This is a genomic window from Planktothrix paucivesiculata PCC 9631, from assembly GCF_900009265.2.
Classification (GTDB): Bacteria; Cyanobacteriota; Cyanobacteriia; order Cyanobacteriales; family Microcoleaceae; genus Planktothrix; species Planktothrix paucivesiculata.
Genome location: NZ_LR735018.1, coordinates 337,300 through 350,876, shown reverse-complemented (window position 1 = coordinate 350,876; position 13,577 = coordinate 337,300). Strand labels below are relative to the sequence as shown.

At 40.7% G+C, this 13,577-nt stretch carries 10 protein-coding genes; all 10 read right to left on the bottom strand.

The window, feature by feature from the left end; all coding sequences use genetic code 11:
- Positions 1-7 precede the first annotated feature (7 nt).
- Positions 8-790, bottom strand: a complete 783-nt coding sequence (locus tag PL9631_RS15740; RefSeq protein ID WP_083621726.1) for a glycosyltransferase family A protein — start codon at positions 788-790, stop codon at positions 8-10.
- Positions 791-816: 26 nt separating this feature from the next.
- Positions 817-1,614 (bottom strand): glycosyltransferase family A protein, encoded by a 798-nt coding sequence (locus tag PL9631_RS15735; protein ID WP_083621725.1) that lies wholly within the window; start codon positions 1,612-1,614, stop codon positions 817-819.
- Between the two features lie 145 nt (positions 1,615-1,759).
- Positions 1,760-2,854: a glycosyltransferase gene (locus PL9631_RS15730; protein WP_083621723.1), complete on the bottom strand. Its 1,095-nt coding sequence runs from the start codon at positions 2,852-2,854 to the stop codon at positions 1,760-1,762.
- A 97-nt stretch (positions 2,855-2,951) separates the two neighbouring features.
- Positions 2,952-4,247: an O-antigen ligase family protein gene (locus PL9631_RS15725; RefSeq protein WP_083622130.1), complete on the bottom strand. Its 1,296-nt coding sequence runs from the start codon at positions 4,245-4,247 to the stop codon at positions 2,952-2,954.
- Between the two features lie 294 nt (positions 4,248-4,541).
- Entirely contained in the window at positions 4,542-5,837 is a 1,296-nt protein-coding gene (locus tag PL9631_RS15720; protein ID WP_083621721.1) for an O-antigen ligase family protein, read from the bottom strand.
- Entirely contained in the window at positions 5,834-6,739 is a 906-nt protein-coding gene (locus PL9631_RS15715) for a glycosyltransferase family 2 protein (RefSeq protein ID WP_083621720.1), read from the bottom strand. Before PL9631_RS15715 ends, PL9631_RS15720 begins: the two co-directional genes overlap by 4 nt.
- A 126-nt stretch (positions 6,740-6,865) precedes the next feature.
- Positions 6,866-8,191 carry a flippase gene (locus tag PL9631_RS15710; RefSeq protein ID WP_083621718.1) on the bottom strand — a complete coding sequence of 442 codons (1,326 nt, stop codon included), beginning with the start codon at positions 8,189-8,191 and terminating at the stop codon, positions 6,866-6,868.
- Positions 8,192-8,198: 7 nt separating this feature from the next.
- The gene (locus PL9631_RS15705) at positions 8,199-10,421 is read right to left on the bottom strand and encodes a GumC family protein (protein WP_083621716.1); all 2,223 of its coding nucleotides are present in this window, start codon (positions 10,419-10,421) and stop codon (positions 8,199-8,201) included.
- 167 nt (positions 10,422-10,588) lie between these two features.
- A complete protein-coding gene (locus PL9631_RS15700; protein WP_083621714.1) occupies positions 10,589-11,737 on the bottom strand; it encodes a glycosyltransferase family 4 protein in 1,149 nt (382 codons plus the stop codon).
- Between the two features lie 223 nt (positions 11,738-11,960).
- The gene (gene crtD / locus PL9631_RS15695; RefSeq protein ID WP_083621712.1) at positions 11,961-13,484 is read right to left on the bottom strand and encodes a C-3',4' desaturase CrtD; all 1,524 of its coding nucleotides are present in this window, start codon (positions 13,482-13,484) and stop codon (positions 11,961-11,963) included.
- Positions 13,485-13,577 lie beyond the last annotated feature (93 nt).

Genomic DNA, 13,577 nt, shown 5'->3' with positions numbered 1-13,577 from the left:
GATGACTTTAATACAAGTAAAACTCCTGTTGAATCTCGGGAGTTAAAGGACGAGTAATCAATTTTTGATACAGTTTTTTCAGATAGGATTGTACCTGATTTTTTAAGTCAAACCCTTTTTGAGATTCGGAAATTTGAGCTTGACTCCACCACATATTTTCCCCATTATCCGTAATATAAACCATCCCGGGAAAGGGTAATTCTGCCAGGGGAGTGCCACGACGTTTTAAGATATCCGCCGTATCTCGATGGTACAAAATAAAATTATCCCGTCTAACTTCCTCTAAAGGAATAGTTAAATCCGGTTTGAGTAAATCCATTCTAATAATATGGCTAGTATTGGTTCTCAAATGTAAATCTTTTTTTCTATATTTAAGTTGGCGAATATCTTCTCGATATTCATACCCTTTGCCAATAAACCAACCATTTTGATCAATATTTTGATCGACAAATTCAACTAAACGGTTACTCACACAATCATCCGCATCTACAAACATAAGATGGGAAGGATTTCTCTTGGCTGCTTCAATCATTCCCAGCAGCATTTTACACATTTTATCTTTTTCTTTACTAATATAATCATCCCCCGGAAGGGGTAAATCCACACTTAAACAACTAATTCTTGGGTCAGAAAAAGATAATTCCGGTTTTTCATTACAAACAATAATCACTTCAAAATTAGATGAAGTTTGATTACAAACCGATTTGAGAGTTCGTTCTAGTAACTGACAAACCCGTTCCCAAGAACTAGAAAGTTTTGAACTTTTTAAAGGAATGATAAACACTAACATGATGGATTCCTAAAATAAATCAAAGGTTAACGATTCAAAGTATATAATCCAAATTCTTCTCGAATACTATCAGTTAAAACCTGTTCATTAAAAGGTGCCATCAGTCTTTTTTTCACCCCTCTTAATGTTTCCTTGGGGTTGCGTTTCCACTTCTCCAAAAAGGATTCCTGCATCGATACACTTTCCCCGGCTTGATCTCGGACAAACACAACCCCAGGAAAAGGCAAGGCTTCCAGAGGAGTTCCCCTGTCTGCCAAATCTCCCTTCGCTAAAGGATGTCCCCCCAAAAATCGATCATACCCGGTTAATTGCTCATATTGCATCATTTCTGGAGGCAATGTAAACAAACGATAATTAACAATATTACAAGTCCCACAAATGCGATAAAACCCTTCTTTTTTAACCGCTATTTTAGAACTACCTTCATCATATTCATAGCCCTGGTCAACATACCAACCATTTTTTTCGGGATTTTTATTGACAAATTCAGCAATACTTTTACTAATACAATCATCCGCATCCACAGACATTACATGGGAGGGTTGGAGGTGTTTAACTGCAAATAGTCCGGCCACAACTCTTTTGGCTCGGTCATCAACTTTTACGCCATATCCTTCCCCTGGGGGCGGAAAATCCACGCACAAATATTCAACGTTGGGATGCTCAAAAGAAGTGGTGGGTTTTTCATTACAAACCACAATTACTTTAAAATCCGGTGAAGTTTGGTTACAAACCGCACGCAAAGACCGATCAAACAGTTTACACAAATCGGGCCAAGAGGTAGCAACTTTTCTACTCTTGACAGGAATAATGAACACGATCATCTTAAATTGTCCTAACAGAACTGGAGTGCAATTTTAGCGAAGCCGATGAACCCATTTTAAGTTCATCTGTTGTGGATACACCTAGAGGATTTAATATTAACAATATATTATCATGGTTTCCACAGATGTTAAATCATTTAAAAACTTAATCCATCCGTAAAATCCGCAGGTATTGGTTAACAGAATTTTCCAGAGAAAACTCCATCGCCCGTTGTTTTAGGGATTCAGGATTTGCAGGTTCTGTGAGGGTGGCAAGAATAGCCTCAGCCATCGCCTGACTATCGCCAACCGGAACTAACTTACCATATTGTCCCTGGGCTAAAATCTCCGCCGGGCCACTTTCACAATCCGTAGACACCACGGGAGTCCCGGCTGCCATGGATTCCACTAAAACATTCCCAAACCCTTCCCAAGCGGAGGACAAGACCAGCACCCCAGCACGCGCCATATAGGAATAGGGATTATCGACAAACCCGGGAAAGGCAACATCTTCTGTTAAGTTGAAGTCTTGGACTAAACCTTTTAAATAATCCAGTTTAGTCCCTTCTCCTAAAACCATGAGTCGGGCTTGATGGTGTTTTCGGACTTCAGAAAAAGCTCGAATTAAAGTGGCAAAATCCTTTTGAGGAGTCAGCCTTCCTACTCCTAAAATAACAGGCGGTTGACCAGGAGCAAACCAAGGATGGTTAACGGGTTCTTGGAGTTTTTCTAATAATTCTGCACTCACAATTGGGTTATAAATGGAGTGGGTTTTTTCTGGGGTAGATCCCAAGGTAATTAAGTTATCGGTCACTCCATTTGAAACTCCAATCACATAGTCCGCCGATGGATAAAACCAACCCACAAAAGTCGGAGTTAAACGTCGTTTGAGTTGGGGGGCATTTAGGGATTCCCGGGAAAGATTATTATGTACTGTTACCGCTACTTTTGTTGAATTTCCTGCAATTTTTCCGGCTAAAATAGCGATAAAATTAGTATCATCTAAGGCGGAAAGTAAAAATTTAGGTTGCTTTTCTTTGAGATACTTAACTAACTTAGGAAGGCTGGAAAGTAATCGAGGACTGTTTAGGGTAATGACGTTAATTCCGGCAGGAAGTTGGGAAAGATAAGGGCCTTTGGCTTGCACTAAAACTAGATCAACACTAAGTTGGTGTTCAACAAAACCCTGGGCTAAGTTGATCATCACTCGTTCAGCGCCACCGCCTCCTAAATCCATTAAAAAAATTGCAATATCTGTCATGGCTGAGAATAAGTTATTTTGATTGATTTGTTCATATTGATTCTGGGGAATATTGCCTATTGCCCACTGTCTATAAATACCAAAAATCCCAGACCCATTATTCCGAATTTTGTTTAACTTTTGTATCTGAGTATAAATCCGGTGCTATGGGTAAATTCCTGGTGGGTTTAACTCGTTTCATGGATAGGGAAATTGAGACTAATAAAGCCCAGAATATCGAGTTATGCTCAATAATTGTACTTTCAGTATGATTGTACATGAAGAAGAAGGTAACATACAAAATCGGCCAAAGTTCGGCGGATGTTTTTCCAGCCCGTAACCAAATGATGCCACGACCATAGGTAACAATCAGAATGATCAGAAATAGGATTAAACCCAAAACCCCAAAATCAAGAGCCATATTCACAAAGCCATTATGGGCATGGGGCGGTTTATAACCTTCATGTCTCCAGATGATTTCAGCGCCCCCCCCTTCGAGCCAAAACGCTTGATATCCATAGCCTAACCAGTAGCGTTGTGTAATTTTTTCGATCGCTATTTCCCACAAGGTGGTGCGACCACTCAAGGTGGGATCTCGACCGAGGGAGGCTAAAATATTTAACCAATTCTCTGTAATAAAAATCAAAGAACTCCCACCAATTAAAATCACCGAAACTAGGACTGGAATCAGGATTGTATCTTTTTTTCGTAAGAGTTTATACAGAGGCACCAGCATCAGGATCGTTAAGAGTAATAATAGGGCCGTTTTTGATCCTGTTAATAAAATCATCAGGACAGAATTACCAAACAATCCCCAGGCTAGTTTAGGATATTTGGGATTATCTAGGGCGATTAAAATAAAAATAATGGTGGCTAAAACCATCAGTCGAGCTAACAGGTTTTTCTGGGTAAATGGGCCCCGCCAAGACCCGGCATTCGCACCGGATTCAACCGCCACACCCCGAAAAGCCAAGGAGAATAAAAATGAAAAAACCGTAATCATCCCAAAAGCCCAACACAACATTTGTAACTGTTGTTTTAGGGTAAAACGGGAGGCAATATAAAGTCCAAAATAGCTGGTTTGGAAAGTTGTAATTCCCCTTCTTCTGGAAATAGCGGGATAGTCTGACCAGAGAAAAGAAAACATGGACATTAAGATTAATAGCCAGAGCCAAGGATCTCGAATTGCAGCCCGAACTGAACTTTTAGGTCGGGCAAGTAGTAAAAAGAATGAGGTTAAATAAACAAATTGTTGAAATAATGAGGAGAGTTTATCAAAGGGATTATAACTAGGGACTGCATCATTGGTGGCATCGGGACTGGTAAAAAAACTGGCTAGTCGAAATACACCCGTCAAAAACATGAAGGAAAAAATAGCAAATCGCTTTTCAAAAAAATTTAAGTAGGGATTCATTGTTTGATCCGGTAATAGGTCGATCGGAGATAGATTTCTATTAATGAAAAAATTGAGGTTGCTCCAATATAATTCTGCTTGAGTTGACAATTTTTTTCAGTGATGCTGCCCTCATTTCAATCTAAACCCATTCCTAAAGCTAACATATTGTTTAATAAATTTAGGTAAGATAGAAAATCTTTAATCAATTACTCATAATAGAAAACTAGAATGATAATTTATATGATTAGAACACCCGAAAAATAAATTACCACTACCAATTCCCCATCAAAAATCCCGAAAACCTAAAGAATATTATCCTGAGTTTTTATGAACTTTTGTATCTAAGTATAAATCCGGTAGTATGGGTAGATTTCTCACGGGTTTAACTTGTTTCATTGACAGGGAAACGGATACGAATAAAGCCCAAAATAGGGAGTTATGTTCGATTATCGTATTCTCGGTGTGATTATACATAAAGAAGAAGGTGACATAGAAAATCGGCCAGAGTTCTATTGTTGTTTTTCCGCGACGTAACCAGATAATCCCGCGAACATAAGTCACCAACAGCATCAGGACAAATATAATTAAACCCAAGACACCAAAATCAAGACCCATATTCACAAACCCATTATGGGCATGGGGAGGTTTATAGCCTTCATGTTTCCAAATAACTTCGCAGGCTCCTCCTGGTAGCCAAAAAGCTTGATATCCATAGCCTAACCAATATCGTTGTCTAATTTTTTCGATCGCAATTTCCCATAATGTGGTTCGACCACTTAGGGTCGGATCTCGACCTAGGGCGGCTAAAAGATCTACCCAATTCTCAGTAATAAAAATCAGGGAACTTCCACCTACTAAGATAATGATAACTAGCATAGGAATAATAACTGTATCTCTTTCGCGTATGAGTTTATAGAGAGGGAGAAGAATCAGGATAGTTAAGAGTAATAATAGGGCTGTTTTCGATCCAGTTAACAGAATCATCAGGATGGAGTGAGCAAACAAACCCCAAGAAACTTTAGGATATTTGGGATGATCTAGTGCTAATAAAATGAAAACAATAGCCGATAAAACCATCAGCCGAGCCAACAAATTTTTCTGGGTAAATGGCCCCCGCCAAGCCCCAGCATTTGCACCCGATTCGATGGCAACACTGGAAAATGCCAGGGTAAAGAAAAATGAAAAAATGGCAATAATCCCCAAAGCCCAAGACAGCATTTCTAATTGTTGTTTGAGGGTAAAACGGGAAGCAATATAAAGACCAAAATAGCTGGTTTGGATGGTTGTAATCCCTTTGCGTAAAGAAATATCGGGATAATCTGACCAGAGAAAAGAGAAAATGGACATGAAGGTTAACATCCAAACCCAAGGATCTCGAATTACAGCACGGACTGAACCTTTAGTCCGAGAAACCAATAAAAATAGCGAGGTTAAATAAACAAATTGTTGAAATAATGAAGAAACTTTATCAAAAGGATTATAGGTAGGTAGTAAATCCGCTTTGGCATCGGGACTGGTAAAAAAACTAGCTAACCGAAACAGTCCCGTCAAAAACATGAAGGAAAAAATCGCAAATCGCTTTTCAAAAAAATTTAAGTATGGATTCATGGTTTGATCCGGTAATAGGTCGCTCGAAGATAGATTTCTATTAAGGAAAAAATTGAAGTTGATGCGATATAATCCTGGATGAGTTGACTATTTTCTTGAGTTCTGCTACCGTAGCGCCAATCTAAACCTATGGCTAAAGCTAACATATTATTGGAGAATTTTTTAAACTGGGGAAAATTTGTTTTTATCCAGTAAGCCGTCAAACAAAAAATTTTAATTCTCAAGTCGATTTTCTCCGGTTTAAACGTGTAAGCATTATTGCCATGAATTCGCTGAATAGCTAGTTTTTTAAACAGGATAAATCCTGGAGTTAGGCCTAAAGCTAAATATTTAATATAATCATCACTGGTAATTCTAATAGCTTCGGGCATGGGGAGAAGTTTTTCCAGAAGCTCTCGTTTAAAACAAATGGCAGAAGTTGCGGTTCCAAAGGGAAGTTTACCCTTGAGTTTTCCCTGTTGAATCGCATCGCGCAAATCATAGATTCCCTCTGTACCGATAGCCGTCTCTAAGGTTTGACTATCAATTTTATCTCCGACATAGGTTAAGGGATGAAAACACCAACTCACTTGAGAATAATTTTGAAAAATTTGCACAATTTCTGCGATTTTTTGGGGTTCAAATAAATCATCAGAATCTAAAAAACAGATAATCTCTCCTCGACTGGCTGCAAACCCCATATTAAAAGCGGTTGCTTGACCGCCATTTTCTTTTAAAATCGGAATAATTTTTTGCTGATAACGTTCAATAATAGACCGAGAATTATCAGTTGAACCATCATCAACCACAATTACTTCAATATTAGAGTAGGTCTGATTTAAGGCACTATCAATGGATTCAGCAAGAAAATGACCATAGTTATAGTTATTAATCAGAATGCTGACTAAGGGGGTATGGGACACAAAACTTTCCTCAATTGTTATAGGTTAGATAGATGGTCACGGCTGATGGCGTTCCTATTATAGCTGAAATAAATTTTTCAGTCTCATGCCGATTGAATTAATTATTATCCCAGATGTCCAGAATGATTAAGGGCGATATTTGATCAGATTTAGGGTCATAGCTTGAGTCATAATCCAACCAAACTTCCGAGCGGGTTTATAGAAAAAACAGGCAAGATAATCCGCGCATCCATAGGAAACTACCGTGGCGATCGCAGCCCCCATAGCTTGGTATTTGGGAATCAATAAGAAGTTTAAAATTACATTGGTTACGGCTCCTACGACACTGAAGAAAAAGGCAAATACGGTTAATTCTTCGGTGGTAATCCAAATTTCTTTCACATAGCCTAAAAACAGAAACATGGAAGACCAAATATGAATCGCCAGCACCCCACCCGCCGCCGCATATTCTTTACCAAATACTAAAATTACAAACGGGGTGGATAAAAATGTCATGGGGATGGCAATACAATACACTAATAAAGCCTGGGAAGTTGCCAACCGTTGTAATTTTTTATAGTAGAGTTCTTCACTCTCATTTTTAGCTGCGATAATTGAAGGAGCAATGGATTTAATAATCGCGGTTGAAGCAAAAGGCCAGACTTCAGAAAGGCGGACGGCGGCGGAATAAAGCCCTACTTGTTCAGCATCCGCTAACTGCCCTAACATGACTTGATCAATGCGTAAATAAATGGTAATCGCTAAACTCGATAAAATCAGAGGCCAACTGACTTTCATTAACTTTTTAGCTCGCTTCCAATTGCCTCGCCAGGCTAAAATATTTTTTCCTGTTAGCCGATAAATCACAATAAATCCGATGGCATTGGCAGCATTTTCAATCACAACCAGCCAAGCAAAAGCCATGAGCGAGGCTTGATTTTGTAATAAGAAAATTCTAATTAAGGTAACGAGAGCAAAAACAATATTTCTTGACCAGATTGTATACTTTAATTCAACCTGGGATTGAAACCAGGCTTCAATAATTGATATGCCTCCGAATAGGGAGGGAATCGAGATAATAATAACTAAATTAATGGTTAAGGGTTCATTCGGTTGTAAGAAAATAATTGATACCGATGCTAGGATAAAAACGATAATTCCCAGCACCAATTTGAGGAGAAAACCAGTCCCGAGAATGTTTTCTTTGAGATTGGGGGTTCTGACTAAATCTCTAAAAATAATTTGATCGGAAGCCAGTTGAAACAGAGGAAGAAAGATTGCCCCAAATGCGATCGCATAATTTAATTCTCCAAACTGATTAGCACCCAGATAACGAGCCGTCCAAGCCAAGAGGAAAAACCCCATGATCATGCGGAATACTCTTTCACTGAGTAACCAACCAATATTAATGAGAACCTTAAGCTGTTCGGGTTTAATTCTCTTTTGAATAGCTTTAGTAATTTTATTTAGCATTGAGTATCTACTTCATGGCTTTTAATCTTTTATTCTTTAAAGCTAGACGTTTTTGGCTGCTTTTATCCTGACTAGAGTATACCTTGGCATGATGGAAATAACTATCAGGTTCATTGTTACTTTCCAGATCATTAACGACAATCCCGAGAACGGTTTGACTGGATTTGACTAACTGTTCCCGGGCGGCGGTGGCACTGACCGTATCAATGGTTCCAGGTCGAATCACTAATAAAATCCCATCGGTGAATTTGCTCAAGGTTAACGCATCGGCAACCAACAATAAAGAAGGGGTATCGCAAATCACAAAATCATAGTTTTTCCGAAACTCCTCGATTAAAAAATTCATCCGTTTGGAACCTAAAAGGGCTAGGGAGTTGGGGGGAATTGCCCCGGAGGGTAAAACGTCCAAATTGGGCATCACCGTCCGCACAGCCCATTCCCATTCGGCTTGATTGACAATCACATCACTTAATCCTTTGGGATTTAACTCATAGGTTAAGTCCCAAATATGGTGCTGTCGAGGCTGACGTAAATCCGCATCAATCACTAACACCCGTTTGCCCAATTGAGAGATCGCCAAAGCCAAATTCGCCGATACCTTAGATTTCCCTTCCTTCGCTCCAATACTGGTGACAACAATTACTTTTAATTCCTGATCGGGACTAATAAAATTCAAGTTAGCTTGCAACATCCGGTAGGATTCACTAATTAGGGAATGGGGTTCATCTTTCACCGGAAGATAGGAGGTAATCCGTTCAAACTTCATCCCCGACCAGCGCATTTTTTTCTTGGCCGCAGGAATGATACCTAGTAGGGTATATCGACTAAATAATGTTCTAATTTCCTTAATTGTCTTAATCGATGGATCCATCAATTCTAGGAGGAATGAGATAATCACATAAAGCATTCCACCTACAACAACCCCCCCAATCACAACTGTTTTCTTACTTCCAGAAACCGGGTCTTTCCCTATAACTGCCTGACTGATAATTTGAGCATTTCCTACATTTTGATTTTCAGCAATTCTGACTTGTTGTAATCGAGTAGACAGGATTTCATAGGTGGTTTGAGAGGAGGTAACCTGTCGGGTCAGTTTCCGTTGAGTTTGTTCTAACTGAGGTAAAAGTAAAGCCCGTTCGGTTTGTTTTTTGCGAGCCGCTTCTAAAGACTTTAACTGACTAATTAAGCCCTGTTTTTCCGTCTCGTAAGTAATTAATTGTTGTACCAATGTTTGTTCTAAAGAGCCATTCTGTAACCCTCCGGGGGGTAATTCCTGAGTCCCTAGGGTTTTTCCCACCCGTTCATCTAAAATTACTTTTAGGGCTGCTTTTTCATTTTCTAAAGCCATGACTTCAGGGCTAGTATCAAGAAAACGAGTTCTGAGAACCGCTAATTGATCTTCAATTGCCTCCAGTTTTGCTAACACCTGTTGTACCCCGGATGAGGCCATTAAGCTGCTACGAGCGAGCGCTTCCTCCGAGGTGGTGTTCATTTTTTGGCGCATTTCCAAAACTTGACCATTAACCTTTTCCAACGCGGCTTGAATTTCTTCGATTTTATTATCTAAGGCTTCAATAGTACCGACTACCGATAGAAGTTCTTCTTCTAAATTAACAATATTGTATTTTTCCTTAAACTCTCTTAATTCAGCTTCGGCGGCTTGAAGTTCTTGTTCTTGTTTGGGTAGCTGTGAACTAATAAATTTGCGGGCTGCCGCGGCTTCAGAACGATTCACTAAAATATTATTTTCAATGTAAAGCTCCATGACTTTATTAACAACAGCTTCAGCTTCTTTGGGGTCGGGACTTTCATAGGAAATCCCTAAAATATCCGTCCCTCGAATTAGGGAAACCCCCAAACTTTTGAGAAGATCTTCATAGCCAATCATTTCACCGTCTTTGTCTTTCAAGTTTAATTCCTTAATCACTCTCTCAATAATTGGAGCCGAACGAATCACTTCAGCTTCCGTATCAATGGGAGTATTTTTGGCATCTAAACTATCCAGGGTACTAATTTTCTCCCCGGCATCCGTGACCAATGCCGACGTGGTGCTGAGTTTTTTTAACCGCAATTTTCCAAAAGCGCCATAGGTTTTTTCACTGTTGACTGCCGTAAAAAAGGCAAATCCTATGGCAAGACAGGCAACCCCGGCTGCTGGCAACCAATGACGCTTCAGAATCAGCCAGTATTTTATAAAGTCAATATCTTCTGGATACTCTTGAGGTTCCATAACTACTTAATCATTCACCTGTTTTGTTACACCATGCTCAAAGTCCAAAGACTATTGAATTCTAGTGGGCAGTTATCGCCTTGATCGAACTCAAACTTTAAGCATGACTGTGTTTAACACCATTGTAGGAGCTTAATTTAACGATTGCGTGATCTGAATCTATCTTCCTACAAGGTCTGTTTGTATACTCCTGATGATTTCATGTCTTCTTCAAGGTGCGGGTGATTCTGCTGACATTGGAGAATCCGACGATACAGGTTTAATAAAGCATCGGTGTAATGCTCAATGGATAAAGGTTCGACCCGTTGACGCGCACCTGTCCCTAAGGATAATCTCAAAGCTGGATTTTCAATTAAAGACTCCATGGCCGTGGTCAGTTCCAGAATATGACCCGGGGTGACTAATAATCCGCTTTTGCCATTTTCGATGACTTCGGGTATACCGCCGACGGGAGTAGTAATGATGGGAATTCCCCAACTCATGGCTTCTAAAATGGCCATCGGTAGCCCTTCATTATAGGAGGGGAGTAACATCACATCACTTTCAGCTAATAACTGATCTCGTTGCTCTTGGTTAACCCAACCTAGAAAAACAATTTGCTTTTCAATTCCTAATTCTGTTGCTAAATTTTCAACTTCTGCGATTTCTCCGGTTCCTGCTAACACCAATTCAACTTGATTTCTATACTCCGGTTCCAACTTTGCCAAAGCGATTAAGATATCAAATATGCCTTTCCGTTTGTTAATTTTTCCTAGAAAAACAAATTTGAGTTTTCCTACTTTTTCGGTCTTCTGCCATTTTTCAGGAAGGGCAACCGGGTTATTCAGAACGACCACCCGTTCAGGTTCAAGATGACAAGTCTCAATATAATAATTCCTCCAACTCTCCGACAAGGCAATCAAACAAGCGGAACGCCGGAATAGGGCTGTAATTAGTTGCTGTATCCCTGGGGGCAATTTGCCATAGAATTCATGAAATTCACAGCCATGGGTATGAAGAATAAACGGTTTCCCCATTGCCATACAGACTAAAGCAATTATGCTTTTGCGAATCACACTTCCCCGTTCTGAGATATGGAGGTGAACCAGATCTGCTTCCCTTCTTGATAACTTTAACAAAAATGCCAAAAATGCTTTGATAAAGACGATGGTAGTGGAGAGTTGGCGAAATCGACTTACTTGGCCATTCCAGGTCGTGATATGCCGAATCGTAAAGTCCCGGGAAACTATGCTCAGAATCAATTTTGCAACGCTACCCATTCCCCCACGCTCGGACGGAGAAGGCCCGAGCATGATGACGATTTTCTGTTTATCCATTATTGACTTGATCTCTTGATAGATTATTAATCTGATATCCCTTGATGGGAGTGCTACCCTGATAATCCGTGGATTGCTCTACACGGCTTTGTTGGCTAAATGTGTCTTTTGGTAGATGTCTATTCCATTAATTTTGATTATAAACTTCCGGGGTAGTTTTGGCTATACCTAGAGGTAAATCTATGGGGGCTTTTTCCCTTCCTAAAAGTCAGAATATTCTGAATTAATTCTTAATCGCTTCAATTTGACGGACAACGGTTAAAGCCGAATAGGAAACCCCGGCGGTTCCCTCTCCGGGGTGGGTGGAATCTCCCACTAACCAAAGATGTTTGATCGGCGTACGATTCCCTAAACCAAAGGGGCCAAAGGTGGAAACCCGTTGACCAACTCCCCCCACAACTCCTTGATCCCGGGCGGTATAACGTTCAAAGGTGCGGGGTGTGGCGGCTTCTTGATGGAGGATGGTTTCTGGGGTTAACCGAAAGTACGAGCCTAAACGGGCGATCGCTGTGTCCGTATATTGTTGTTTGAAACCTTGATAATCTGTACAATCCCACCATTGTTGAGTTTCCGTAAAACTAGAAGCAATAATAGTGGCTTTTCCTGTGGGGGCGCGTCCGTCTCCCGGGTGACTCACGGAGACAAACAGAGAATTATTTTCACCAATTAGCCCTTGATCATAGAGGAATTGTAAATGCGGGGGACATTCGGGCGGTATGGCTTCTGTCTGTACTCCTAAATAGATAACAAATGCTCCTGATGCGGGGGGGAGTTGTGCAATTTTTCGTTGATATAGGGGGGATGAAATTGAGAAACGGAGATAAGTTTTGCTATTTTCATCTAATAATTTGATTAAGTTTTGTGGGGTCAGATTAGCCACAATTTGATCGGCGGTTTCCTGCATAATTTCCCCGGTTTTTTGATTCCTAATTTTGACGGTGGTGGCTTGACCCCTTTCGGTTTCAATCCCTTCAACGGTATGCTGCATTAACAGTTTTCCCCCATCTCGTTCTAGGGCTTGGACTAAGCGATCGCTTAATACCTGCATACTCCCTTGAAGATGGGACAGTCCTTGGGGTTCCTGGGATACGCCTAAAGCCGTAGCCGCATATAATAAAGCGGTTTCTTCGGTGTCCACTTGAGAATATAACTTCAGTTGCAGATCTAAAAAGGTTTTCAGACGCCGATCGCCATCCAAATTGTACAACCGTAGGGCATCAGCCACCGTCATCAGGGCAAAAGGCAAGGTGATCAAGGTATCGGGACGAACCGCTTGAATTAATTGCCACAGATCCCATAAATTCCCCGGTGGTAGCACTGGATCACGGGCTTGAAACCGCCAACTAGCCTGAAATAACGTCGCCATTAATTGCCAAAAGGGTTCACTCCCGGGAAACTGTCGTTGTCTTTCCCGTTGCCATTTTTGGGGATCTCGCCACACCTGAATGGGTTCGGTTTCTCCGGGTAAAAAAACGGCACAGGCGGGATCGCACGGAGTCGCGGGGGGTAATTCCATCCCCAATTCCGTGAAAATACGGTGATGAATCCCACCGGGTTCGAGTCCGGCCACCTGCGTCGCCCCGACATCAAAGGTAAACCCTCGACGTTGGAAGGTAGAAGCACACCCTCCGGGGACAATTCCTTGGTCTAGGATTAAAACCGAATATCCCCGATGGGCTAATAACGCCCCGGCCGTTAATCCCCCAATTCCGGCCCCAATTACAATTACTCGTTTTCTGTTCACCATGACTCATCCCAAGTCCATTAATATTTCTTAATATATTGTAATCTTCTTTTGTGGTTAAGGACGGATTGAATCCACCCACAAAAATAGGATACA